Genomic DNA, 26,895 nt, shown 5'->3' with positions numbered 1-26,895 from the left:
TTTGGCCCTCTTTGCCTCCCTATGCCATGCCGTGAACCCGGCGTGGTTCAGTTCGATTCACACTGGAGAATTCGAAGCAGCAGATTGGCGACAGACTTGTTGCGGACATCGCTGTGGCCGCTGATTTCATCATCTGCCAGAAGATTGTGCACCTTTTGGGCGCAGAAATCATAAACGCCTCCACGGGGCAGCAAGACCTTGCATTCCCGATGCAGTTCACCATCGATCAAGTGCTGTGCACCGTTGCTGCCCATGCCGCCATAAGCGTCGCCCGGGCCGCCTCCGATGGCCGACGCATCGTCACGTGCGAGCCGGGACGCGATCGCGTACATGCTGTGTACGGCGGTGTCGTTGAAGGTGTGGGTGATGCAAATCGGACCCAACACCCGCTTGTCGGCGATCACGTTCCTGAAGAAGCCGTTCCGGCGGCCATCAAAATGATGTGCGAAGCCGTTGTGTGAAAACGCTCCCTGCAGCAGCGTAAGACTGAAAGGAGCAATATCCTTCTCGCCATTCACGGCGGCCGTGACGGCGCGGGCTCCGAAACTGTGGCCGACCAAATGGATGCGCAGCGACGGGGCGGTGTGTCGGATCCAGCCGAGCAGACAATTCATCCCCTTGGCGCCCACGTCGCCTGCACGGCGTTTCATCGTGTAATAGGTTGCGTAGTTGGCCAACTTGCGCGCACCGGCCATGCTCCCGCCGATCAGGTCAAGAAGCCCTGCGGCTCCGCCGGAAACCGGCCCTGTCATGCCCGGACTTCCGCCCTGCCAAGCAGCGCCTTCCCCGCCGCCGGGGGCCCGAGACGAAAGTTCGGGGGCGGAAAGAGCATGGAAAAGGTCCTCGGGATCCATGGCCAGCAGTTGCGGGTCGCCTTCGCCGGCTTCATCGTCGCTGGTGGGCAAAAGAGAGCGGACCAATTCCAGAAAGCGGGCGCGCGCCGCCGCCCCAGTGTCGTCGGGTTTCTGGATTTGGTTCAGAAGGGACTTCGCCTCTTCGATCTTCTGATGGCAATCGGCCGTAACCGCGTCTGCGAGTTCATCGAGAGCCTGTTCCACCGACTCACGTCCGGGATCGCCCACGGAGGCGGCGCCCCCTCCGGGGATGAACTGCTCTTCAGCAAAGCGCTTGGACGGCCAGAACAGGCCAACCACTCCCAGCTTCATCGTCTTCGGCAGCGGGTCCCCGTCGTCGATGATGGCGCGGAGATTTGTTAGAAGCTCTGTGTAAAGATCCTGCGCTTCGATGCTATCATTGTTCCAGCCATGGGAAATTACCAGCAAATCGGTGAAGTGTTCTTCTCCAATAACGCGGGCCAGTTCTTGCGCCTCGTTGACGGAATACAGGGCGCCTTCACGGTTGAATTCGATGCGGCTATAGGGGAAACCGGCAAGCTGTTCCACGAGGGCCTCCTTATACGGATTGGATGGCACGCATCAGGTCCACGAGCCCACGACCTTGAAAGTCCACCTTTCGTCGCAGGTCGGTGGCCGTGGACAGGAAGATCTCCTTGACCTTTTCAGGTTGGCCGATGAACTCGCCACGGACGGACAGGAAGGACGCGATCACGCCTGACACATGCGGAGCGGCCATGCTGGTGCCACTCGTCTCACGATAGGCGGCGACCAGCTTTCCCTCCCCGTCGACCTCATCGTGGCCGTAACGCTGCCTGCTCGCGCAGGACAGGATGCGCTCTCCGGGAGCGACCAAATCCGGCTTCATCCGACCGTCGCCGGTGGGTCCTTTGGAAGAGAAATAGGAGACGCCGTACATGTGCGGCATGTTCCGGTGCGTCGATCCGACGGTGATCGCCGCTTCCGCGTTGCCGGGATCGTTGATCGACAAATCGATGCCGGCGCCGACCACTCCGCGCATTTGCGAATTGTACCATCCGTAGCCCGTGTTGCCGGCTGCGGCGACAACAACGACGCCCGATCTTACCAAGCGATTGACCTCGACACAAATCGGGCTCTGTCCGCAGGCGAACCATTCGGGATCGAAATCGTATCCGACCGAGAGGTTGACGCCGTGCACGCGCAGCCGCCGTCCATTTCCATTGAGATCTTGTACATGCTCCAGAGCCGCGATGATGCTGCTGACGTTTCCCTTTCCCTTTTCGTTCAGAACCTTAAGGCTCAGCAGCTTGCATTTCGGGGCCATGCCGCGGATGTGGGGGGTCTTCGTGTCGGTCAGCGTTCTCGGGCGGCCGTCTTCCCCCATGACGCTCCGCTCGGCGACGATGACGGCCGGCCTTCTCTCATTCATCCCGTCGAGGCGATACAGGGCATCGGCCGTCACTTCCCCAGCGAGGATACCCGCCACATGTGTGCCATGGCCGTACTCGTCGGTGAGCGCCCGCTTGGACGAGGTTTCGGGATCGTCTTGCGGACAGGTGAAGTCGCGGTGCAGCAGGGCTTCGTCAAGTTCGAAGATGCTGTTGGCGAAATGAGGGTGGGTGCCGTCGATTCCGCTGTCGATCACCGCCCACGTAATCCCGTTGCCTTGGGCGGAAAAGGCATTGGTGGCCGCATCCGCTTTAACGGTTGCGCAGGTTTGGGTGATAAGGCCCCGCACTTCGAAATCCGGCCAAATGCGGTGGATCGCCCTGATTCCCTTCATTTTGGCCTGGGCAGCGTCCATGGACGCGAGTTGCCGCACCATCGCGCCTGTCAGGGTCGCGAAAATGTACTGCTCGCTCAATTTGCTTTTCGATTGGTCGATACCAACCGGATAGCGACTGTTTCCAGCCGCGCTCGACAACTCGCGGACCATCGATTCGACCGCTTCCGAAGCCTTGCGGCGACCGCCTGGGTAATCCAGGTTCAGGTCGATCACCACGTCGAAGCGCTTCGTCCGCCCTCTGGCCTTGTCAATTTCCTTTTGAAGCGGAATGGCAACCACCGATGTCATCAGGATGCTGGGGTCGAACTCCTGACGCTTCCTGCGGCGTTTTCCGTCCTCGGGCTGATCTTCACCCTCCGACGGAAAGTCATCGCTCATGATTTCACTGCTTTCCTAGTTGAAGGACCGTCGCACGGCACAGTACCGCTGTACCTTTCCGTGAATCTGACTCATTCAACCGAAATCCGTCAAGTTAGCCGAGCGATTTTCTGCAAACTTGGTCTGTCGGTGCCATCGCAAAGATGCATGCTACTGTATTCAATACTTCCAATACCGCCTGTTGGCACCTTCAACTTGTCGATATCCGGACAGAGCGAGTGCGTAGTGGGCGATGCCCGGTTCTGCCTTGACGAGTTTCACGTAGACGGATTCCGCTATGACGAGATCAGCGTTGCCAGCACGTTCGGCGGCGATGGTTTCTGCCGCGACCTGACCGCCACGGTCCGCGCCCATCGGCCGGACGCGATCCAGATCACCGAATATTGCAACTGGGACCGCGCGAAGGCGGTGAGTGCGGGTCCGGAGGGGTTGGGCTTCGACGCGGCTTTGTCTGACGGACTACGCATCGCCGTGCGCACGGTTCTGAGCCAAGCGGCGGTCCGGCCGGGCAACGGCACCGGCCACGCCAAAGCCGTTCATCACACCGTGCCGTTGCGGCGAACCGCCGAGGCGGCCGGGCGCCGCAGGGGTGCACGCCGGTCGAGCCGGGCGATGCGGCGGGCGTCCCGGTGCTTCAGTTCCCACACCACCTCATGCCTGATGGCACCGCACAGGAAGGCGCGGCGCTCCGGCGAGAGCTGGGACGGGTAGAACGCGAGCATGGTGGCGGTTGCAGCCGGCCGGATGCGCAGGCGCACCGCCCGCCGCGCCGCCATGAGACAGCGCAGGCGATGATCGTGGGTGCTCATGAGCAGGTAGGGCTGTTCGGCATAGAGCATCACCGGCCGGCGGCTTCGGCCGAGCGCCATCAGCGCCGCTAGGAGCGTCAGCCGGTGGTCAGGATGCATACCGATGGCCGCCGGCAGGTATAATGGCGCGGAACCGCCGGATTCCGCCAGCCGCAGCGACAGCCAGCGTGCCGCCCGCGCCAGAAGGGCGCGGTCGAGCGGTGCACGGGCATCGTCCCAGGCGACACCGCGCACGCTTGAATCCGGCAGCCCGGCGTAGTCGAACCGGTGGCCGAATGCCGCGGCCACCCTCGCGTCCTCGGCATGACGGAGCGCCGTCACCTCTCCGGGCGGAGTGCCGTCGATGGTCGACCGGGACCTGTCGAACACCGTCAGCACGCGGACGGGGCGCCGGGCGTGCGCCAGCACCGTTCCCAGCGACAGAACGGCATCGTCGCAATGGGGCGACACGACCAGGATCTCGTCGCGCCGACCGATCACGGAACCAGCCCCCGCGCCATCGCATCGATCCGGTCGAAGAATCGCCGCGGGTGATAGTGGTCGAGGACCGCTCCGCCCGGACCGGTCTCTCCCGCGTTGTCGAGGGCGAGCAGACGCTCGATGACGGATTGGACAGTCAAGGCCGCGTAGCGGTAGCGCGCCGGGCACCAGTCGCGGAAGCCGCTGTGATCGGGCACCACCGGAACGCACCCAAGCGCCACCGCCTCCATCGCCGACAGGCACAGCGATTCCGAAAAGCTGGTCGCCACATAGAAGCCGCAGCGCGCCACCGCCTCCAGAAAGGCGTCCCGGCCGGCTGGGGTCACGATCTGCGCCCCGGCACCCTCCAGACGGTCGCGCCAATCGCGGTCGAGCCAGCCGATGTGGACGCACTCGTAGCCATGGGAAAGCAAGGCCTGCACCACCTCCACCTCGAGGGCCGGGTTCTTGATCGGACGGAGCTGGCCGATGAAACAGACCCGGCGCCTGACCCGCCGGACCGCCGCCGGCCATCGGTCCGCCAGCACCTGCAACGGAGCGCCGACGATCTGCAGCTTGGCGGGGGGACTGCCGGCCGCCACCACCTTGTCGCGTTCGCTCGTGCTGACCAGCAGAACGGTGTCGACCCGCGCGATGTTGGCGGCCTCCTCCGCCCAATCGCCTTCGCCGTCGTTGGGCGGCAGCGAGCAGGCCGCAAGGAAGTAGAGTTCGCGCCGGCCCGCCGCCCGCGGCGGCAGCCGGTCCCCCAGATAGACGACGGTTCCCGTGCGGTCGTCTTCGGGCGTGGTCAGCCGGGGAATGCCGGACGAGGCGGCGCAACGGTCCAGCGACGCCGCCCAGGTGACGCCGGAGTCCAGGTTGAACACGAGGCTGAAGGCCGGGCTGGACAAGGGGACCGCCATGGCATGCCATCACTCGGCCGGACGATGATCGTGCCGCGCGTACCGGTAATGCCTCGTTTCCTTCTGCTTCAGTTCGCGCCACGCCGTATCCGACAGCATGGGGGACCACACGTCGATCAGTTCGTCGACCAAGATGCCGTGCCGGCGCACCCCGTTCACCTTTTCCAGGTTCCCCGTGACCAGCCGGACGGAACCCACGCCGAGCGCCGACAGCAGCCCGGCGGCGGCCCGGTAATCCCGGTGATCCACATCATAGCCGGCGGCCAGGTTGGCCATGTCCGGCGACAGGGGCTCCGCGACGCGGCGCCCACCGACGACGCCGAACTGGCGGGCCAGGCAGTCCAGCTTGGCCCGCATGCCGATGCCGCGCCCCTCCTGGCGCAGATAGACGAGGATCCCGCTGCCCTCCCGCCGCATCAGGCCGAGGCTGCCTTGAAGCTGGTCGCCGCAGTCGCACAGCGACGATCCCATGGCGTCGCCCAGCAGGCATTCGGAGTGCAGCCGGGTGCAGACGCCGCGGCGGCCGGCGAAGTATTGGCGCACCAGCGCATACAGATCCTCCGCCTCGTCCAGCGCTGCGTCCGGCATGCGCAGCAGGGCGAGGTGCATGAAATCGCCCCTGTCATGGCCGGCTTCCTCGAAGCCCAGGCACACCCAGCGCTCCTCCCGAATTTCGACGGGAGTGATCGAGACCGCTTGCAGACCGTTGGTGGCGAGAGCCCCGCGCAAATCCGACGCATCCATCATTTTACCGTTCCTGGAAGGTTGAACAGATCGATCAACTCTCGGGCGCCCAGCCGCATCCGGCGCAGCGTGAACGCCTCCGCAATGCCGCCGCCGAGCAGCGTCGTCCCCCGATAGGCGGATAGCCCCATTGCCCCGGCCGGCCAGCCCGATGCGTGGTCCTGGCTTGCGTAGCACGACAGCGCGGCGCGCTTGCGCTCGGCCCCGGCGGCGATGTCGACGGCGAGGGCGGCATCACCGATCGGCGTCCACACCTCGTAGCCGAGCAGCGCCGAAAGGGGTGGGCAGGGTGCGCCCAGCTCCGGAAACATCGGAGACGCGGCCATCCAGAACGCCTCCTCCATCGCCGCGGCGACCAGCCGGTGCTCATGATCGCGATCCCCGGCATGCGGACCGAGCAGAAGCGCCGGACATGTCCGCCGCAGCAGCGCGATCAGCGGCCTTATCAGCGATCCCGGCTCGTGAAGCGTGCGGTCGGGCATGTCCAGGCCCGGAAGCAGCCGGCAGCCGAGGACCGCCGCCGCCGCCGCGGCCTCCGCACGGCGCGCCTCGCGGCACGCGGCGGTGGTCAGGCCGGCGATGCCGGTCGATCCGTCGAACACATGGGAGACCAGAATCTCGGCACCGGCGGCGGCGAGGCCGGCCAGCGTGCCGCCGCAGCCGATGGTTTCGTCGTCGTGGTGGGGGGCGAGCACGAGAATCCGCATGGTTTCCCCTAAAACTGGTCGGTCAGCACGAGCACCGGCGGAACGCGCAACATCCCTTCCGCCTCCAGCCGCTTCGTCAGGTTCCACAGGCGCTTGTCCCACAGGGCGGGGAAGCCGCCGTCCAGGAACTCGCCGCTCAGCACGACCGCCGCCCGCAGCGCCAGCGTCTCCGGCGCGTCCGCTGCCAGGGGGCGGCGTTCCAGGATGTGACGCTTCAGCGCTTCGCTCCCGACGACGATCACGCCTGCGTGGAGAAAGAGCTGAATGAGCCGGTAGTCCGCCAGCAGCGTCAGCCCTTCGATCCCATCGAGGTGCCGGCCGGTGCGTGCCTCGGCCAGTTGTGACACGTCGAAGACGGTGGATTGCGCCCGCTTCAGGAACGGATCCGCGAAGCACCCGGAGTCGACCAGCCCCCGCAGCAGGGTCCCGGCCGTCGGCATTGCGGCCAGCGCGTCCATGGTCCGGCGCCGGCCGCGCGCCAGCAGATGCCGTGCAAATCCGGTCAGCCTTGCGTGCCGTCCGTCGGTGTCGTACAGCGGCCCGCCGACAAGCGTCCGCCAGCGGTCGATGGGCAGGTCCGCCACGGCGTGCAGGTCGGTCCAGTCGATGGTCGCCTCCGCCATGGCGCGGCGCAGGGCCGCCGATCCGCCCGGCGCCGCGCCATGTGGGTGGTAGGGTGCGCCTTGCGCGGTGAAGAAGCAGTAGTTCACCGGCCCGAACAGGAGGGCCAGGGCCGTTCCGCGGTCGTCGGGGGCCTGGAGGATGGTCCCGGTTTCGGGGGCCTGCGCACACAGCGCCGACAGGGCCCCGGGCTCCAGGCGGACCGCCCGCTGGCGGGAAAGGATGGCACGGGCGGTTTCAAGAACGTCGCGTGACACGGCGGGGATCCTCGTCGATGATAAAGTCGGCGTTGGTCAGCAGCCGCAGCTTCGTCCAGAGATAGCCGGCCGTGTAGACGCGGTTGCGGAACAGCATGTAGAGCGCCGGCAGGATGCCCTGGCTGCGGAGGGTACTCAGCACCGAGCGGGGCACATCGGTCAGCCTCTTGCCCAGCGCGTCGGCCAGCGCCTCTCCCATCCCGTAACGGAAGGTGCTTCGCAGGTCGGAGGCGATTTCAAGCGGTTCGTGGTGGATGAGGCAGCCTTCCACCGGCCGGATGGCGATGCCCGCCTGCCGGATCCGGTGGTCGAGGTCGGCATCCTCGCGCCACACTAGGCGGCGGTCGAAGAGATAGCCGCCGATGCGCGCGGCGATGCGCCGGTCAATCGCGAGCGGCGGCTTGTAGGCGGTCAGCACTTCCGCCGTGTGATGCTGGCGGGAACGGGCCACCAGTCGGCTTCTCAGCCCCCCGTCATCGCGGAACAGCACGCGGCCCTTGAAGACCTCATCCAGCGAATTGCCGCTGTCCATGGCTGCTGCCGCCGCCTCCACGGCTCCCGGCGCGAACACGCAATCTGCGTCCATCAGCAGGACGCGGTCGCCGGGAGCCATCCAGACGCCCGTCTCCAGCGCCAGCGACAGGTTGGCCTCATCGAGCACCCGGTGGATGACGCCGCCGCGCCGGATCCGCGCAAGCGCGGCCTCTGGAAAGCCGTCTGCGCAGCCGTTGAAGACGATCGCGACGGGAAAGCCGTCCGGGATCGACGCGACGCAATCGACGACGGCCCAGTCGTCCTTGCAGGGAATCACGATGGACAGGGGGGAGTGGGGATCGGTCATGGCTCAGGTTCGAACAGGGCGACCCGATGGCCGAAGTCGCGCTTGAAGCGGTTGATGGACTGACCCCGCGCATCGGCCAGTGCGGGCGGGGTGAAGCCGCTGAGATCCAGGATATGGCCAGGGTGGCTGTTCCGGATGGCGGCGATGAGCAGGCGCATCGGCTGGAGCTGCCCGTATCGGCGATCCACGGCCGAGAAGCGGAGGTTGACGATATCCGGCGACCGCAGCACCAGGGCGGCCGCGCAGGGAACGCCTTCGGGTGTGCGGGCGGCGAACAGCTCGCCCACGCCCGCAGCCCTCACCGCGTCCGCAAGCGCGGCGAAGCGGTCGCCGTCCAGATCGCCGCGCAATTGCGGGTGGGCGGCGAACAGGGCCAGGGCGTCCGTCGCCGCGCCGCCCGACACCACCGTCACGCCCGCCCGCCGCGCCGCCTCGATCTTGCGGCGGCAGGCGGATAAGAACCCCGCCTCGTCTTCCGCCAGCAGCGTGTGGTAGCTCCCGGGCCGCCACTGCACCGCGTCGAGCGGGAGGATGTCGCTGAACACGAAGGCGCGCCACGGCAACGGCCGTCCGGCGGCGCGGGCCAGTTCCCAGGCGGTCAGGCCAGCGCCACCCAGACCGGTGGCGATAACCCCCTCCTCGGCCGCGGTGTCGATCCCGGCGGCATCCAGCGCGTCGGCCAAGGCGGCGCTCTGATACGGGCTGCGCCACATCACTCGATCAGGCCTTCGAAAAATGTGAGGGCATTCGGTGGGGCGTCCGGCGCCAGCCAGAGATGCTTGTCCATGACCACGGTGGTGGTCGCCATGTGTCGCTTGTAGGGCTCGTCCCCGCGCAGGAAGTCGACGTAGCGCAGCCCGCGGCGGAACGCGTCCTCGATGACGTAGACGAAAAGCCCGGTTCCCGGAGAGAGCTGGTGCCAGCGCGGCGCGAAGGCCTGCGCGTAGATTCCGACGGCGTCCACGTCCACGAGCAACAGCAGGATGCCGGCGCACTCGCCGTTCAGCCGCAGCGTGGCGACCCGCGCGATGCCGGTTCCGGCCAACGAGCGGATCAGTGCCGCGAAATCGGGCATGGCGGCGAAACTGTCGAGGCCCGCCTGCTGCGATCGCTGATTCTGCAGATCCAGCAGGGCTTCGAGAGTCTCCTCCGTCGCGGGTTCGATGGCGAAGACGGCGCCCGCCTCCAGCGCCTTCCGCCGGTAGCGGTCCAGGCGGCGGCGGCTTTCCCTGCCGCGCGACTCCCACCACGCGTCGCTCCCCATGGTCGCATCGACGCCGAGGGTGGGTTGGCAGGCGAGCGTGTGGAAGCCCTTTTCCCGGCGCGCTGCACCGTGGAGAAGCCCGCCCAGGCTCCCGGAGCGCGGTACGTGCGAGAACAGGACGAACGCGCAGCCGGTCTCCCGCGCGGCGTCGATGAGCCCGCGCAGCCCCTGCTCGCCGAACGTCTCCAGGTCCGGAAAGTCGAGGTAATCGGTGTAATGGACGGCGCCGACCCGCCATCCCATCAGCTGCTCGCCGCCGGGCAGCCGGAACCTGTCCTGAACGACGGGCACGCCGATCCGGCGGCTATCGGGACCGGGCACCGTGAGGGAATGGCGCGGCGCGGCGCGGCACGCCGCAGCCACGCGGTCCAGCCAAGCCGGTTCCGCGAACACTCGAATGGGGTTTGGCAACGCTGTGCTCCTGTCGTCGCCTCGGGATGCGCCGGTCGATGGCGGCCGGAAACATGATCCGGCCCGGTTCGAACCGGAACCTGTTCTAACCTCTTGCCCTGGCGAGGCGGCAGTCGTCGCGACTTTGTGCGTCGATGTCGTGAGGCGAAGGCCGGTCCGGGAACACGGCGAGTAATAACCCAGCAAAGCGGCTGGGCATCCGGCTTGAATCAGCCAAAGTAACCTCCGATTGATCGTAAATAAATAGAATTCAGGCGTATTCTTGCTGATCTTTGTGAATACAGTACGCAATGTGGCTGCAATTATGCAATAAAATATTCCATTTTGCAGCTCATAGTATTAGGAATCGCCAGTTAGTCATGCAATTGTATTTGACCGGTCATCCATCAGCAGCGGAAGGCACCGAGATAGGCACCGGTGAGAGTGTAGACAGTAGTGTCATCGATGATGGTGCCGGCCAGGAACAGGTCGAAGCCCTTGCCTTCGCCTTTCGGCGATAAGGCGATCGTCAGCCCCTGCTGGAAGGTGACGACGGCATTGCCCCGGTTGTTGGCCAGCGAGACGGTGAGGTTGGCGGTGGAGACCATGGCCGTCCAATAGGTCGCCTCTCCGGTGAGGAATGCGATCTGGATGGCGTTGTTGGGGTTGGACAGGCTGCTGGAGAGGGTATGGCTGTTGGGGGTGATCTGCATGGTCTGCGGCTCGCCGCAGCTGTTGGTGTCGGCGGCTGCCACGCCGACCGTCAGGAACCCGCCGTCGACGCAGCTGCATGCCGCCAAGGTCAGACAGAACAGCAATGGCAATGCAGGCCGCACGCGAAGCATCCCCCGTTCCTGCGATCCGTCCGGCCGCCGGTGTCACATCGGTGGCCCCAATCCGTCGCCTGTCATCATCGTCGCAGCGGCACCGGATCGTAACCGATCCAACGCCGCTTTCGGTTCCCGAATGCGCCGGGCGCGTCATTTCCATGCGATCACCCCCCATTGCCGGTGGTGAAGTAGAGGTCGTCGATGACGAACAGCAACTGTTCGCCGTTGATGTCGGAAAACAGGCTGAGGCTGAAGTCCATCGCCGCATCGCCGCTGTTCGTCGGCTGGGTGGCCGCAACCCAATCGGCCACGGCCTGCGTCAGCGCCAGGGCCGGGGCGGGCGGGGTGGCCGGGTCCACCGCAACGGCGACCGGCTGCAGCAGCTTCACCGGCAGATTGGTGCGCGGCAGACCGGCGACGCCCGGCGCCACGCTGTAGGAATAGCCTCCGCCCATTCCCAGCAGCAACGTGCCGGAAGCCCCGCTGAACAGGCTTTGGAAGAAGGCCGACATGTAGGCGGTGACATCGCTGCCCGCCGGGGCGTCGGCCTGGCGCAGCGCATAGCGTTTCCACGCCAGCCGGGGCAGGAAGGGGGTGCTGAAGCTGACGAGCGGCGTCTGATAGAGGAAATCGGCGTTCGTGGAGACGCTGACCGCCTGATCGTCCGGGGTCAGGATGGTGTTGCGCCGGGTCAGCAGCGCCGCCTGAGCATTCTGATACACGATGATGTTCAGATCCTGCAGGCGCACCGTGCGCCCTGATTCGGCCAGAGCCTGGGTGAAGCTGAGCGGCGCACCGCTCTTCTGGATCGCCGGATAGGCATAGGCCAGCACCGCACCCGCCGGCGGCGGGTTCACCGGCGTGGCCCTGTACTGGTCGGGCAGGATGTCCATCACCGGCGCGGCCAGGGTAACGCCGCCGCCGCTGATGCTGCCGGTGGCGGCGTCATAGCTGGCCGCAACGCCGCCGATGGTGACGTTGCGCAGCACCACCAGGGCCTGCTGGTCCTTGTCCGCCTCCAGCTTGGCATCGAAGCTGACGGGTATCGTGGCGGGAGCCACGGCGGTCAGCCGGGCGAGATTGGCGCCGAACTGGTCGGCATAAGCCTGCGCCACCGCACTGACACGGGTCTGGAAGGCCGCTACCGCGGCGGCGGCGTTGGCGATCACCGTTTCGTCCTGGGTGCCGCCGGTGATCTGCACCAGGTAAAGGTCCAGGTCGGCGGAGATGGCCGGGTAATTGGTGATGAAATCGGCCAACGCGGTGAACAGCGGGCTGGCATCGTCCTGAACCGACGAGTTGCTGCCCCGGCCGGCGGCGTTCAGGGTGATGGTGATCGACACGTCGTCCTGCGCCGCCGCGGCATAGCTGTAGGTAAAGGCGTAGTCCCAGGTCGCCAGTTGTGCCGGCGTCAGGCCGGTGGTGGGCTGGGCGGCGTTGGTGCCGGTGCCCGACTGCTGCTGGACCGTGGGCGGAATGGGCAGCGCCCGGTTCAGCACGGGCACGTACTGGGTGCCCAGATCATCCGGCGTCAAGGGATTGATGAAGGCCAGCCACTGGCTTTCCACATAATCCTGGATGCCGGGCACAGTGGTCTTGTCGAACTGCATGTGCGTGACCTGATAGGACAGGTCCAGCCCGATGTAGGATTGGGCATCGACATTCTTGGAGGTGACGGTGAACGCCAGACGCGGCGCCCCCACCGCCGTGGCGGACAGTGGAATGCCGGCCGGGGTCAGGGTGAAGTTCTGGTTGCGGTCGTCGGCGGCCATGCCGTTCGCCTGCGTGGCCTTGCCCATGGGCTGGCCGTAGAGCGAGGGCGGACCGCCGCTTCCAGCCGCGGCGCCACCCGATACCGCCGTTACATCGAACACGGTGACGGTGCCGGCGCTGAAGGCCGGGGCCAGGGTGGTCAGAAGTTGCTGCTTCATGGCGTTGCGCGCCGCAGCCAGAGTGTCGCCATCGGTGGGGGAGGAGGAGAGGATCGCGGTGGTGGTGCCGCTGACCGCGTCCGCCAAAGTCTTCTTGGCGGACAGGATGGCGTCCAGCGCACTGTCGCCGGATGCCTGCATGCCGTCCAGGATGAAGGTGGGCGGCGCATAGGTGGCCGACAGGAACTTGTCCACCGCTGCCAGGCAGCTTTCGAACCACAGGTTGAGGTCAACGCTGCTGAACTGGCTGATCCGCTGGCTGGTGCCGCCGCCCGTGCTGTAGATCTCCAGCGTCGCCTTGCCGCTCTTCAGCGATTTGGCGACCGGCAGGGGAGCGTAATAGCCGGCATCGGTGCCAAGCTGGACATAGACGCCCTTGCCCACGCTACGCCCGAAGCGCACGGCATAGAGTTGGTCGGTCTGCACCGGCGCACCGGCGGTGACGGGGGAAAGCCCGCTGCCGGTGCGCATGAACCAGTCGTCCGTCTGCAGACAGGTTTCCAGCGCATCGGCGAAACTGCCGTAGTTGGACGCCGTGCCGTTGCTCCCGGCATCGGCAAACGGCAGGATCGGGCTGCTGACGGACAGTCCGTCGGGCAGCCCGGCGATCAGGGGATCCACCAATGCCGTCTGCCGGGTCAGCGTCAGGGACACGTCCAGCCGGATCAGGTCGTCCGCCACCAGGCCGCCGATGGAAACCGGCAGCGTCAGGCTGGCCTTTGGCTGCGACCCGATGCTGCCGTTCTCGACGTAGTTGGCGAGGAACAGATAGCAGTCGGCCACGAAGTCGCGCAGCTGCTGGGCCTGCGCGGCGTCCAGCGGCTGATCGGGCGCGGCCAGCAGGGAATTGCTCAGCACCATGCCGACGGCATTGCCGGTGACGCCCGGTACGCCCAGGCCGGTGTAATCCTGGTTCAGCTGGAAATACAGGGTCTCGTAGGTGGCCAGATCCTGCTTCGCCATCTCCACCGCCTGCCCGCCGGCATCATAGGGGGAGATATCCAGGCTGAAACTGACGGTGAGTATCGGTGCGCCGGCCGTGCCGGCGTAGAGATACGTCGCCTGCGCCTTGGGCCATGCGGAGAGTCCGATCAGCCGGTCCGTGTAGCGCAGGGCGATGGGCGCGTCGTTCAGTGCGCCGACATAGCCGGCCGGTACCAGTTCGAATGGCGTCAGGGTCACATTGCCGTAGAGATCCTGCCAGCGCAGGCTGGTCGAGGCATAGGTGCCGATGCCGGCATACGGGTTGTTCGCCGTGGCCGGCAGTCCGGCGGCAGGGGATGCCGGGGCGGCGTTGATCTTCGCAAAGGGCTGGCCCTGGCTGTTGCTGCCGGTGAAGCCCAACACCTGGCTGTACTGATAGAGATCCTGATCGGCCAGCGCGGCGAGGCTGGCGCTGCGCGCCCGTGCGGCGCTGCGCGGCGACGGCCGGTAACCGTCGGCCGTCGCCGCCGGTTCGGCTGCTGCCCGTGCAGCTTCGTCCGGCTGGCCGGTTCCGTTATCCTGCGGCGTGAAGGGCAGGCCGAAGGGGCTGGCCGTGAAATAGGGGTTGGCCGCCAGCCCCGCCGACAGCGTGTTGTAGAGCGAGTAGAGCGTCTGTTCGGCGAAATCGTCCAGCTGCTGCTGGGAGGCGCCGGCCGGCGGGGCGTCGGGCGTGCCCAGATTGGCGCGGGACAGCGTGAAACCCAGATTGCCCGGCGGCTGGGTGGCCTGCGTATCCTGGTCGATCATGTCCACGTTCAGCGTGGCGCCCGCCGGGTAAAGCCCGGCCACATTTGCGGCCAGCACGGCAAGGTTCGCGACCGGCAGGCCGTAATAGCCCGACAGGCTTTGCAGGCTGCCCCCCGGCCTCTGCGCGGGATCGACCTTGTAGGTCACGGGCGGGATGGCGAAGGTGGCGCCGGTGGCCACCCCGACGCCTGGATTGTAGGCGCTGATGTCGCCGGCGGTCAGCGCCGTGACCGCGCCTGCCGAGTAGTAGGCGGCCAGCGCCGTCAGGGTCTGGCCGGGATCGGCGGTCTCGGCCGCCGTCAGCTGATGCAGGATACCGGCCACCGGCACCAGCGCGCCGGTGGCCATGGCGGCCCCTTCATTGGCTTGCCCGAGCGCGCCTACGCCGCAGCCGTAAAGAACGGCGAGATCGGTCAGGCTTTCCGTGCCCGCCAGCGGCAGGCTGGAGGCCCGGGTGGACTGCGACTGCACCACCACCACGTCGTTGACCGGATCGATGTTGTCGGTGGTCAGGAAAGCGTTGACGCAGTTGGCCAGCGCATCGCCGGCTCCGGCCGCCATGCCGGGGGCCAGCGTCGCCACCATGGTCAAGGTGGCCGTGCCGTCCGTGCCGAAGATCTCCGCGGGCAGGCCCGCGCCGGAGGCCGGCTGCTCCCAGTAGAGATAATAGCCGCCGCCGCGCACGACCGACTGTTCCCACAGCAGGGATATGAAAGCTGCCGGCTTGTTGGCGATACCGCGCGGCGGGGTCGGCGCCTCCTCCCGCAGGGCCAGCATGACGGCGGCGGGTGGTGGCGCCCCCTCGGTGGACAGGTTGGTTTGGGTGATGAAGGACAGGAAATCGGTGTCGGCCTGCCCGGTCAGGGTGGCGGCGTCTCCGCTTCCGCCGGAATAGAGCAGGAAGAGGCCGGAGACCAGCTCGTCCCCCAGCGCCGCCATGGCCGTCAGCAGATTTTCCAGCATCTGCGCATCGCCCGAGGAGGGGCCGATCAACTGATAGATGGTGGCGTCGTTGGCGGCGGCGGTGGACGCGTCGGCGCCGCCGCCGAGGCTGGCCGCCGCCGAGGCCGACAGCCGGGAAATCTTGAAGTCCACCCGCGTCGCGAAGGCGTAGCGGGTGAGGTCGGTGAAGACCGTCGCCGGATCGTTGGGCGACGTGGTGCCCCGGCGCGGCCGATAGGCCGGCATCAGCTGCAGGATGCGGCTGTAAAGCGCCTGGGAATTGGTGCCTGCCGGATCGATCAGGCGGGTCAGCGCCGCCTGCCGGTTCTGCACCTTGTTCAGCAGCGATTGCGACAGGCTCCACAGATAGGGTTGAGCCGTCGCCCCCTGGCCGTCATTGCCGGTGACGGCGGCCAGCGCGGCGTAATCCGCCGTGCTCCAGCGGGCGAAGCCGGCCGTGGCGAACTGGCGTGGCTGAAGCTGGACCAGTGGCAGGTCGGCGAGTGTGGGAGCGGGCGTGAACTTGCCGGCCTGGGCATAGGCCAGCACCGTTTCCAGATAGCCGTAGGCCTGGGACAGATCCACCGCGATGCTGGTGGACCCGGCGGCCCCGGCGAAGGTGATGAAGCTGAGATCGACGCCGTGGGACTGGTCGGCGCGGTTCAGGCTGATGGCATAGCCGGTGGCCTGTGTCGGCGTGGGGAACTGCTGGCCGGACAGCTGGAAGAGCGCATAGTCGGCTTGCGTTGCCGGATAGAGGAAATCGTCCGACAGGGTCAGGCCCGCCGCCGTCGGCAGGCGCAGGCCGCTGGCCAGGAAATTGGCCACCTGTCCCGCAGCCTGGGCGATCTCGCTGGTGGCGGTGATGCTGTCCCAGAGCTGGGAGAGGGGCAGGGCGTCCAGATTGGCCACCGCGATATGGCCGTCGCCGAACAGGCCGGCAACCGCGGCATTGTCGAACCCGACAACGGCTGCCGTGGTGGCGAAGGTGGCGGCGATGCCGGCCAGCGTGTCGCCCGCCACGGTCCCATAGGCGATCTCGGGCAGCGCGATGGTCAGCGCCGGGATCAGCAGTCCGGTCTCGCTGTAAAGCGCCGTCTGCTGCGACAGGACATCCAGGCTGATGCCCAGGCTGTCGGCAATGCTGCGGAAACTGTCCCCCGGCCGGGTGAGATAGGGGGTGGGGGTGCCGTTGACCGTCAGGGGCAGCGCCACCCCCGGCTGCAGGATGCGGGCGTCGGGGTTGGCGGTGACCAACCCGGCCGGGCTGGTCAGCCATGTCGCCTTGCCGGTCTCCTGCCCGCCCGGGCTGGAATAGCGAGCGGCGACGGCGGTCAGCGTGTCGCCGGCCTGGATGGTGGTGGCAAGCCCGGCCAGCGTCAGCACCAGACCGGCGCGCAGCGGATAATCGGCGTTGGGAACGGCGATGTCGTCGCTGGTCAGCGTGTTGCCGTTGCCGTTCAGGCTGGTCAGCAGGCTGTCGATGCTGTCGCCGGCGCCGACGGGGCATGCGTAATTGCCGAAGGCGTTGATGCCCGCCTGCAGCAGCGCACGGGCGACGATGGTGAAGACGTCGGTGAAGATGAAGGACGCGACGGACTGGCTCTCCCCGTCCCGCGTGGCGGGGACGGCCGGGGCTGCCGCCGCCGAACCGGCTGCCGCTTGCCGCAACTGCTTCGCCACGGTCTGGCAATAGGCCGCGGTGGCGCTGGCGTAGGTTTCCAGGTCGATCGTTGTGCTGCCATCCCCGCCCGACGGGTCAGGAATGGTCAGGGTCAGGCCGTCGAACAGTGGGAACAGAATATGGTTGGTGCCGTCCGCCGGCGCCTCATAGACGATGTTCAGCGTGAAGGCATCGGACAGGAAGGTCAGCAGGTCGGCCGTCGTGAAGGGGGCGCCGTCTGAATCGGCGATCCGGTTCAGATCTTTCTGCAACTGGTCCAGCGAAACGGTCTGGGCCGACACCGCGGCCAGATCGATCACCGCGGCGGTTTCCCCCGCCATCAGGTCGACCAGCCAGGGGAGGAAGCTGGCGCACAGCATCTCGAACGAGGTGGACTGCGCGTCGGGCGTGTTGTCAGCCGCCGCCGTCGGGTCCGGCGCGTCCATGGCGAACATGCAGACGAAGGCGCCCTGCTGCTGGGCATAGCTGGTGGCTCCCGGCGGGGCCAGCACCGTGAATTGCGGTGCCACCACCAGCGTCAGCGTCGGCTTGGATGCGGCGCCGGCGGTGTTCAGCCGGGCCGGACGCGGCACGGGTGCCGCCGAGCGGGCGAAGAGCGGCCCGTTTTCGTTCCGGAGCGCCTCCCGCGGCAGGGCGCGCCGGTTCCAGCCGCTGCGCCGCCAATGACGGTGGCCCTGCGCGGCGGCGCCGCTGCCGGGAAGGAGCAGGCTGTTCGCCCGCGCGCCGCTGTCCAGCCAGGGAGCCTTGCCCTGGCCGGGCAGGTTGATGACGAAGCTGACGGAGGCTTCGGTGTGGAAGGACAGCGAGATCCTGATCGAGAACAGGCCCAGATTGATCTTCACCCGCACGCTGGCCCGCACCGAGGCCGAGGCGTTGATCAGGATCGGCTCGAACGACTGGTAGGTGATGCTCGCCGACAAGGTGATGTTGACCATCACCGAGGCGGTGATGATGGAGAAATCCACCGTGCCGTACAGCATGCCGATCAGGCCGACCGTGCCCGACAGGTAGAAGTAATTGGTGTTCTGCAAGGGCTGGCTGAGGTCGGTACCTTGCGGCTGATAGGGGTGGAAGGTGGCGAACACCCCCTCCACGATGCCGAAGGCCGTCAGGGCGAAGCCGGCGCTCAAGGGACCTGCGGTGAAATTGTAGCCCAGCCCCAGTTGCATCCCCAGACCGATGGTGATGACCGGGTTGAAGCTGCCCTGGCTGGTCGTGGGCAGGTGGGCCGCCGCCGCCGCCGGCACCTTGCCGAAATAGAGTCCGCCCGAACCCAGCACCGGCACGCCGAAGACGATGGCGGACAGGCTGAAGGAACGGGTGAAATCCATGTTGTACGGGAATCCCAGATCGATCAGGAAATCGCCGTTGGTGTAGATCTGCACCCCGATGGAGGGCAGCACCACGCTGACCGCGCCGAAATTCAGGTTCCGGATACTGTCGGGGAAGGTGAAGTTGGTCTGGAACAGACCGACGTCGTCGCTGATCTTCTTGTAGATGATGTCCAGGTCGAACCCCTTCAGGGGGCCGGCCTTGTCGCCGTTGAAGGCGATGTGCAGTCCGTAAAGGTCGGGATCGTTGAAGACCAGCTGCAGGCTGAGCAGCCAGTCGCTCCCGGTCTTCATCACGTCGAAATCCAACGCGATCAGCCAGTTGCTGCTGGCATTGTAATAGGGGGAGCCGACCGCCGTGCTGGTGGGCACCACGGGGTTCTGGGGGCCATCCGTCGGCGGCACGTCGCGCAGGGCGGCGATGGCGGCCTGGGTGGTCTCGAACCCGGAATAGCCGGCGATGCCCACCTTCTGGCCCAGAGCCATCAGATTCAGCTTGAAGTACTCCGACCCCTGGCCCGGTACGCTCGGCATGTCGGTGACCGACTGGCCCTCCGGCTCCGTCAGCGTGCCCAGGCTGTCCTGCAGCAGGGGCGAAACGTCGGCGTCCAGCGATAGCCTGACTTCTCCCTTGGTGTTTCGGGTGACGGACAGGCCCTTGACGACGATGAAGCCGAGATTGAGCGGGCTGCTGAGCGTATAGCTGCCGGTCAGCCGGTTGGTGTCGCCTTCGGTCAGCGACACCGTGATCGACAACCCGTCCAGCGAGATCTGGTTCAGCAGATCCCAGGGCGAGGGCAGGGTGAAGTACGGGTCGCCCAACGTCGTCATCAGGCCGGAAATCAGCGTGCCCAGCGACCAGCCCTTCATGGTGAAGGTGATGCTCTGCTGCGGCTTGTCGCCGTCGTCGCTGCTCTGATAGGTCGCGGTGAAGCCCTGCCACGTCACGGCCAGTGTCGTGTTGCCCTTCCCCTCGAACGCATAGCTGAAGTCCAGCGACAGGTTGATGGCGTCATAGATCCAGGTGGCCGAGGCGCTGCCGGAGGATGTCTCCCCGTCATAGGCGAGCGTGATGTTGGCGTTGCTGATTTCCACCGCCTGATCGCCGAAGCTGAAGCTCCAGTCGAAGCTGGTGCTGACCTGATAGGTTGTCGGCTTCGTCGTGTCGCTGGGCAGGAAGCAGGCCGCGTCCAGGGCGGTCACCTCCAGATCCGGCACCAGGAAGCTGGGGAAATTGTAGGTGCCGTTGAAGGACAGGAACTGCTCGATCACGGCGCCGACGTCGACCGGTTCGGCCAGCGACGCCGACAGGGCCCAGCCCGCATGCTCGCCCTGGCTTTCATAATCGACGGTAACGTTGGCGATCAGGCCGCACAGCCCCACCGAGCCGGCGAACTGGCCGGACCAGGCCGTGCCGCTGCCGTCCGTGGAGCCGATCGCCGCGAGGGAGACGGACGATCCCTCCCTGATGCTGAAGACCGGATAGCTGCCGACGGTGAGGAAGGAGAGATCGGCGGTCAGTCCGCTGGTGAAGGCGAAGCTCTGCCCGGTGTAGTCCAGATCCAGCGTGATGTCGGACAGGGTGACGGAGACGCTGGACGGCAGCACCACCGCCCCGGCGGAAACGACGTTGAGGAAATCCGTCAGCGTGGCCGTTCCGGCGAAGCTGCCGCGGAACACCAGATCGGAACCGAACTGCACGTCGAAGGTGCCGGCGTTTTTGCCATCGGCACTCTTGAAGACACTGGGCAGGATGGTGAAGCTGGTGCTGAACAGGTAGAAGAATGAGGGGGCGCTGAACGGCGTGTTCACCGACCAGTTCAGCGCGAAGCTGTCGATGGTGAAGCTGAACTCCGGGTTTCCGGTGGGATTCGGCAGCGGCTGCCAGCCGATGTTTTCTCCCGGCGGGGTGCTGAGCAGAATGGACAGCTGCCCCACGCTGGGCAGGTTGCCGCTGATCGCGCCGCTGATGGTGAAACCGGTGAGCCCGAAGGAGGTGAGGAACTGCTGGAGAACCGCCGGCGTCCCGTCGAAATAGCTGCCTGTGCCGGCCGCCAGCGATATGGCGGCGGCGGGCGTCAGCAACCGGCTGGTCAACGGTACCAGATAGACGCCGTAGCTGGTGGAACCGCTGCCACTTGTGGGAAATATGGTGGCCCGCACCTGATAATCGCCGACGGCCCCGCCGGGCACCGAGAGATCGGCGGTCAGCGCCAGCGAGGGGACGATCTCCGGGGTTTCGTCCCCGTCCGCATCACCGGCGCCATCTTCATCCCCGGTCTCTCCTTCGCCGTCATCCGGGGTGGGGGGCTGGGACTGAAAGATGATGGCCAGGCTGGGCTTCGAGGCGGTCAGGTAGGAGGCGAAGGTGAAGCTGGCGTCGCTCAACAGGGCGGCGACGGTGCCGGTCGGGTAAAGTGCCCCGCTGTCGAAGGATGGGCCACCGTAGGAGGTCATGTCCAGGCTGCCAGAAAAGGACATGCTGCCGCCAGGAGCGACCAGACCGGCGAACAGGCCGAGGTAAGGACTGGCAGCGGACGGAAAATCCGTCTTGGCCGACAGGGTCTGCGTCGCGCCGTCCGTCACCGCGATCCCGGCGGCGTTGCCCCACGGGTAGGTGCCGGCGGCGGTGGAGAAATAGAGCGTGGCGGCGGTGAGCGGGACCTGATCGAAGGGCCAGCCGGTCATGGAGGGGAAGCTGGTGTCCCAGTTCCAGCCATCCGGGATGGAGGCCACCTGCACCACCAGCAGCGGATTACCGTCGCCGTCGCTGGTGGAGGCGAAGAGCAGGTTGGCCGGGGTCGTCACCGGCGCGCTGCCCGCCATGGTGCCGCCGACGAGCGGAATCGAGGCCCCCGCCACGGTGAACTGTCCTCCCGCCAGCGGCCCGATGCCGGCAGCGGCCGCCGTGACGGTGACACTGTCCGCCGCCACGCAGAAGGCCGTCGCCAGTGTGGCATCGAACCCCTGCGGTACGGCAACCGACGGGTCGTTCATGCCGTTGGCGAGGAAGGCCGCCGTCAAGGGAAAGCTGCCATCGGCGGCGATCGCGGCGAGGATGGCGGCCCGCAGATTGGTCAGGGCAGTGGTCGCGTCGGCCATCGGTTCAATTCCCTTGGGCTTTTGAGGTGTCGGACGGGGGCGGCCGGTTCAGACAGTGACGAACAGGGGCAGATGGTCGCTGGTGGCTCGAATCCGGCCGTAGTTGCGCCACTCCACCAGCGATCGGGCCGAGAGCTTCACGTAGTCGTCGGCGCTCGGACCCTGGGGCCAGAGTTGTGCCGGCGTCCAGGTGGTCGGGGAATTGCCGAACTGGCAGGTGGTGGTGAGGGAGCCTTTGGGGGCGTTGGCCGGCGGCAGCGCCACCGTGTCGAAGGGCGTGCCGACGATCGGATTCATGATCGTGAAGTTGCTGGTGGTTCCGGCGGTGCGCCAGACCAGGATGTTGTCGACCGCGTAGGTGTTGGGCGTGCTCTTGACGCTGGAGATGTAGCGATAGCTTGGATAGGGGGACAGGTCGGTGCCGTCGGACCACATGAAACGGCTCTTCGCCTTGGTCTTGGACAGGGTGGGGGTGTGACCGAGGTGAGTGGCGAAATACCCCTGGTAGGCTTCCAGCTCGTCGTCATCGACCGTCGTGCCTGCCGGCGGCGAATTCAGCGACTGGTAGGCCGGTGCCGATCTGATGACGGTCAGCGCATCATAGTTCGCCGACCGCTCGCCGTCGTCATCCAGCGTGTTCAGGTTGAAATCACCGCAGATGATTTTGACCTCGTTCTTGGAGACGTCCGGCGCGGTGACGATCTGCTCGGTGTTGGCCAGCAGAGTCGTCATGTAATCATAGGCATCGCCGTAATCGGGTGGGGCGTGGACGGCAAACAGGGTCAGGTTCCGCGTCGATGCCGGCGTGGTGGCGCTGTCCGTCTCGAAGAAGGTGACCATGAAGGGCTGGCGCAACGTGCCGTAGCTCGGCATCGTTTTCAATTTCTTGAGCGGATTCTTTTTGGAAGCGACGGCCAACATATCGAAGTCGATGCGTGCGGCCGATTGTAACTCCGGCTGCCCGGCGCGATACTGGACGTCGGTCGAATTCGGGATCGTCCGGGTCGTAGTGCCCGTGGGAACGAGAAGGCTCGAATTCGGATTGTTGGCATACTGGGTGGCGGAAACGGCCGATGGATCGGCCGGCTGCCCGCCGATGCCGCCGGTCCAGACGAACGGGCCGGTGAAGTAACGGGTGACGGTACCCTTTTGGCCGCGGTAGTAAACGGCCACCTGTTCGACGTTCTTCTTGCTGCCGACGAGCTGGAGGGGAACCATGCGCCAGCTTGCCCGGTCGGCATCGGCCGCATTGTTTCGCAACGTATCGAGCAGGCTTTGGGCGCCGAACGTGCCCCCGCCTGCACCGCAAGTCACCTCGACGACGACGAAGATGTCGGGAACCGCGTCGGCGAGTATGGCCTTCAGGACGCTCATCCGCGACTGTGCCTTCCCCGCGCTGAGGTTGAAGGGATCGTAAAAGCGGTTGAAGCCGAATTTGAAGATGTTCCAGAAGAGGATGTTCGTCTGCACGGGCGGCCTCGACCAGGAAGAAAGGGACGGCGGGGCGGAGAAACGGCGCTCCCGGCGCCGGTCACGCATCCTTGGCGATGTAGGCCGCGTACCAGCCAAGGCTGCCGGTGCTGCCGGGATCGCCGAACAGGAAGAAATTGATGGTTGCGTCGGGCGGCAGCTTGGCGATGCCGAGGATTTTCAGGCCGATGTTGCCAAGCTTCAGGCAGTAGTAGTAGCTGGCCGGGTCGCTGTCCGGCACCTGCTGGCGGGACAGCGCCAGCGTGTCCACCGACAGTTTGAAAACGCCCTGCAGGCTGATGAGTTTGGCTCCCGGTGCCGCGCCGGGAAGCGACAAGCCGACGAACAGCGAATGCGCATCTTCGCCGGCGCCGCTGGCGGGTGACCATCCCAGCAGAAGGGTGGAATTGAATCCGGCGGCGGAGGCCAGGGCACCCGGACCGCCCATGGTCACATGATAGGTGACGCCGTACCAGGGCCCGCGCAGGGGGCTGAGATCGACCGGGGCAGTGACGGTGAGAAAGCCGTAATCCGCCGGACGTTCGTTGACGCCGGCCGCGATGAAGCCGCTGAGCTGCAGCCCGAACCCGCCGAACAGGCTGCCGGGTCGGTAGACGCTGTTGCCCAGGTCGTAGGAGAGATTCTGCGTTCCCTCCGCGAAGGTGACGGCGTTGGGGGTGGCAGCCGGATAGCGCATGTCGATCAGCAGGCTGGAAAAACTCAGTCCCGCGCCCGACGGGCTGCCGGCCCCGGCGGAGTCGCCGAAGGACAGCAGATCCAAAGGTGCACCATCCTTGTCGGTCAGCGCCGCAAAATTGAAGCTGCCCCAGATGAAGAAACGGTTCAGCACCGTCGTCCCGTTATCGGTCGTGCCCAGGCAGTTGAACTGCACCCGGTTGAAGGCGACGGATGGCAGCACGTTGCTGTCCAGCTGGAAGATGGTCGGCACGGCCTGCACGAAGATGTAGATGCCGACGCCGTTCTGATCGACATAGGAACCGTCCAGGACCACGCCGTTGCCGGGCATCCGGCTGCCGTTGAAGATCGTACTGAGCACCGGCGTGCTGAACAGGTTGCCCACTCCCAGTTCCAGATAGCTCTTGAAGGTGCTGATCGCCGCGTTCTCGAACAACGTCTGCAGTTGAAGAACGCGGAATGCGTAATTCACTGCGATGGGCAGGGCGATGGGCGTATCCGGCGACAGCCCCAGGGCCAGATTGGCCGCGAAGGTGGAGTCGGTATAGTCCACCAGACCGAAAGTGCTGGAATTGCATGCGAAACTGATGGTGCCGTCGCTGCTGGAGGACAGGCGGCTGGCAGTGAAGCCGAAATGGTGGGCGGTGAAGCTGGTCATGTCGATGCCGGCCGCGATGCCGGCCAGCCCGTCCGGCAGACTGCCGGCATCCAGATCGGCCTGCAGCACCAGCGCCCCGTTCCAGTCGGGATCGTTCACCAGCTGCACGAAATTGGCATAGGGCGATTGCGGGTTGGCGGCCAAGGCCGCCTCCGCCTGTTTCACCAGGGTCTGCAGCCAGCTGGACAGGCCCGTGTAGCAGGTGGTGGCCAGGGGCGAGGCGGGATCGGTGCCGGACGGCAGGGAGAAATCCGCCGGGGCGGTCCATTGGTTGGGATTGGTGATGCGCGACTTGAAACTGCCGTCGCAGTATTTCATCACCATCACGTTGGCATAGGCGGTGGCGGAAACGCCCTTGCCCACCTTGGCCGCCATCCGCCAGCCGGCGATATCCAGCCTGTTCAGGAAATCATCTGCCGCCGGCACCAGATTGTCCGGGTTCACGATGACCAGGAACAGCTGATTGGTCTGCAGCGCGTCCTGCAGCACCGGCGTGGGAGACAGGAAGCCGAAAGGTTGGGCATTGCCCTGGCTGTCCGGCGTCTGGCCCAGGGTCAGTGTCAGGTAGGCCCCGCTGCCCGGATCCACCGTGGCGATCAGCCCCTGCGGCGTGGCGCGGTACTGCGTGGGCTCCCCGCCGCCGGCCGCTTCCGCCGGACCGGCTTGCCGGCTCAGGCGCAGTTGCCGGGCGCGGTTGCCGGCCTCGCCGCGCGCCGTCCAGGTGGTCTGCGCGCCTGACGAGACCGTCTGTTTGCGGGTGGCTGCCAGGATGCTGCTTTCGAAGCTGGCCAGTGTGGCGCCGGTCGGCGTGGCGCCGGTCAGGCCGGCATAGGGCACCAGCGGGAAGGCATGGGAGCTTCCCTGCGGCAGCGGCAGCGACGGCGGCTGGGATTCCAGGATGATGGCATCGTTATCCGCTCCGCCGCCGCTGCCGGCGGGGAAACCGAACATCGGGCTTCCCGCCGGTTCGGCACTGTAGGTTGGACTGGCGGCACCCCCCTGCAGCACGGTCGCCCAGGCCGTGTAGCGGCTGCCCGTCAAGGGCGGCACGACGCTGCCGGATGCCGGCGCGTTCAACGTGACGGTGGTGAAGGGAAAGACCGGCGCATAGGCGGGAGAGGCGAGACGGAACAGCAGCGCATCATTGCTGGCAGCCGTCCGGTCATAGGCGGTCAGGGTCAGTTTCTCCGACCCGAAAATGCCGCAGAGAAGGTGCAGCGGCTGGCCCGCACCCTGACCGGCGGCAACGCCGAACCGGCCGGTGAGCGTCAGGCTGGCGACGCTGCTTTGCAGGGTCGGATCGCTCGGGACCGTGCCGGACGTGGTCAGCGCAAAGCCGCCCGCCTGCAGGGGGATCGCCGGCGGCTGGGAAGGCTTGGCGGCCGTGCCGCCCAGCGGCGTCAGCGTCGCCGGCGTGCCCTCGGCCGTCCGCCAGCAGGAGGGCAGGGCTGTGCCGTCGGTCGGGATGAAGCCGGTGCGCAGCACCCCGTCGGTGACGGCCTGTGCCGGCATCAGCTGGTTGAACGGGTCCAGTATGTCCACGCTGCCGGCGCAGGTCAGCGAGGCGGGAAGCTCCGCCGTCACGAAGGCGGGATAGAAGAAGGCCTGCGTGCCACTCCCGGCCGTGCTTGCTGTATACTGAAAACCCGGCAGCAGGCCCGGGGTGCCGAACGCCGCGGCGGGCTGCAGTGTGGCGCTGAACAGGCAGCAGCCCGTATTGGCGCCGGCGAAGGGGATGAAGGTGGAGACGAAACTACCGTCGCTCAGCAGCGAGATGCCGCAATCCCGCGCATTGTAAAGGAAACGGATACCCTGGGCCGACGACACCGGCACCGTGAAGCGCAGGCAGCCATTGCCTGCATCGACGGAGACGCCGGTGTTGGCCAGGATGTTGAAGGTGAAATTGGCCCCAAGAGCCGCATTGAGGTTCGAGTTCGTTTGGAAATTGCCGGAAAACGCATCGCAGCTGAAGATGATGGCGTATTTGGAGAAGGGGGCCGGATAGACCAGCGGATCGACACCCTTCAGCCAGAGCACGGCCTGGGAGCCCGCCTGCAGCTTCTGGCTTTTCAGATAGGCGGCGATGGCGTCGGCGACGCCAGCGGGGTCGTTGTCCAACGCCAGCGGCCTGGTCGGCGCAAACAGGTAGAAGCCCGGATAAAGCGCCTGCCAGGCGCCGCTCTTCTTCACGGCGCTCAGGGAATCGGCGTAGCTGATGTCGGCCGGCGGCGCTCCGGTCAGGGGCACCAGATAGCCGGTCCATTGGGTGCCGGCCTGCCAGGGCGCCTCGTACAGCGCGTAGCCGCTGCTGGTGCCGGTCGCGATAAAGGTGAAGTCAGCGCCCAATGCCGCCCCCCTGTCAGCCCGGACCCGGCCGGGCGGTTGCGCGATGGATTTCCCTGGGATCAGCGGCACCGGGACCTTGCGGTCGGAAGGCCGGGCCTGGCAGAGCCATCGGCGGGGGGGGGGGCGCCGGGGGGGCGCCCCCCCCCCCGCGGCCAAGGG

Annotated in this window: 15 protein-coding genes; all 15 read right to left on the bottom strand. The window is 66.5% G+C overall.

Going from position 1 to position 26,895, the window contains the following annotated elements; all coding sequences use genetic code 11:
* Positions 1–47 precede the first annotated feature (47 nt).
* The 15 genes from TSO5_RS08910 to TSO5_RS08845 all read right to left on the bottom strand — a co-directional run bounded on the left by TSO5_RS08910 (position 48) and on the right by TSO5_RS08845 (position 26,736).
* Positions 48–1,403: a hypothetical protein gene (locus TSO5_RS08910; protein ID WP_109151255.1), complete on the bottom strand. Its 1,356-nt coding sequence runs from the start codon at positions 1,401–1,403 to the stop codon at positions 48–50.
* Positions 1,404–1,413: 10 nt separating this feature from the next.
* A complete protein-coding gene (locus tag TSO5_RS08905; protein WP_109151254.1) occupies positions 1,414–3,000 on the bottom strand; it encodes a S8 family peptidase in 1,587 nt (528 codons plus the stop codon).
* 159 nt (positions 3,001–3,159) lie between these two features.
* The gene (locus TSO5_RS32150) at positions 3,160–3,354 is read right to left on the bottom strand and encodes a hypothetical protein (RefSeq protein ID WP_146203710.1); all 195 of its coding nucleotides are present in this window, start codon (positions 3,352–3,354) and stop codon (positions 3,160–3,162) included.
* Positions 3,355–3,539: 185 nt separating this feature from the next.
* Positions 3,540–4,289, bottom strand: a complete 750-nt coding sequence (locus TSO5_RS08900; protein WP_158282384.1) for a PIG-L family deacetylase — start codon at positions 4,287–4,289, stop codon at positions 3,540–3,542.
* Positions 4,286–5,191, bottom strand: coding sequence for a glycosyltransferase (locus TSO5_RS08895; protein ID WP_109151253.1), 906 nt, complete (start codon positions 5,189–5,191; stop codon positions 4,286–4,288). The genes TSO5_RS08900 and TSO5_RS08895 overlap by 4 nt, the downstream gene beginning before the upstream one ends.
* Positions 5,192–5,200: 9 nt before the next feature.
* Positions 5,201–5,938: a hypothetical protein gene (locus TSO5_RS08890; protein WP_109151252.1), complete on the bottom strand. Its 738-nt coding sequence runs from the start codon at positions 5,936–5,938 to the stop codon at positions 5,201–5,203.
* The gene (locus tag TSO5_RS08885) at positions 5,935–6,642 is read right to left on the bottom strand and encodes a PIG-L family deacetylase (RefSeq protein WP_109151251.1); all 708 of its coding nucleotides are present in this window, start codon (positions 6,640–6,642) and stop codon (positions 5,935–5,937) included. Before TSO5_RS08885 ends, TSO5_RS08890 begins: the two co-directional genes overlap by 4 nt.
* A gap of 8 nt (positions 6,643–6,650) precedes the next feature.
* A complete protein-coding gene (locus TSO5_RS08880; protein ID WP_109151250.1) occupies positions 6,651–7,520 on the bottom strand; it encodes a queuosine salvage family protein in 870 nt (289 codons plus the stop codon).
* A complete protein-coding gene (locus TSO5_RS08875) occupies positions 7,501–8,361 on the bottom strand; it encodes a glycosyltransferase family A protein (RefSeq protein ID WP_109151249.1) in 861 nt (286 codons plus the stop codon). Before TSO5_RS08875 ends, TSO5_RS08880 begins: the two co-directional genes overlap by 20 nt.
* A complete protein-coding gene (locus TSO5_RS08870) occupies positions 8,358–9,074 on the bottom strand; it encodes a GNAT family N-acetyltransferase (RefSeq protein ID WP_109151248.1) in 717 nt (238 codons plus the stop codon). The genes TSO5_RS08875 and TSO5_RS08870 overlap by 4 nt, the downstream gene beginning before the upstream one ends.
* Positions 9,074–10,036 carry a GNAT family N-acetyltransferase gene (locus TSO5_RS08865; RefSeq protein ID WP_146203708.1) on the bottom strand — a complete coding sequence of 321 codons (963 nt, stop codon included), beginning with the start codon at positions 10,034–10,036 and terminating at the stop codon, positions 9,074–9,076. The genes TSO5_RS08870 and TSO5_RS08865 overlap by 1 nt, the downstream gene beginning before the upstream one ends.
* 386 nt (positions 10,037–10,422) lie before the next feature.
* A complete protein-coding gene (locus TSO5_RS08860; protein WP_146203707.1) occupies positions 10,423–10,860 on the bottom strand; it encodes a hypothetical protein in 438 nt (145 codons plus the stop codon).
* Positions 10,861–11,009: 149 nt separating this feature from the next.
* Entirely contained in the window at positions 11,010–21,566 is a 10,557-nt protein-coding gene (locus tag TSO5_RS08855; protein ID WP_109151245.1) for a peptidoglycan-binding protein, read from the bottom strand.
* A 48-nt stretch (positions 21,567–21,614) separates the two neighbouring features.
* On the bottom strand, positions 21,615–23,036 hold the full coding sequence (locus TSO5_RS08850; protein ID WP_109151244.1) for a hypothetical protein: 1,422 nt from the start codon (positions 23,034–23,036) through the stop codon (positions 21,615–21,617).
* Positions 23,037–23,097: 61 nt separating this feature from the next.
* Positions 23,098–26,736, bottom strand: coding sequence for a hypothetical protein (locus TSO5_RS08845; protein WP_109151243.1), 3,639 nt, complete (start codon positions 26,734–26,736; stop codon positions 23,098–23,100).
* Between the last annotated feature and the right edge of the window lie 159 nt (positions 26,737–26,895).

The sequence above is a fragment of the Azospirillum sp. TSO5 genome, from assembly GCF_003116065.1.
Lineage (GTDB): Bacteria > Pseudomonadota > Alphaproteobacteria > Azospirillales > Azospirillaceae > Azospirillum.
Note: the sequence above shows the minus strand (reverse complement) of the source record. Positions and strands in the feature narration are given on the sequence as shown.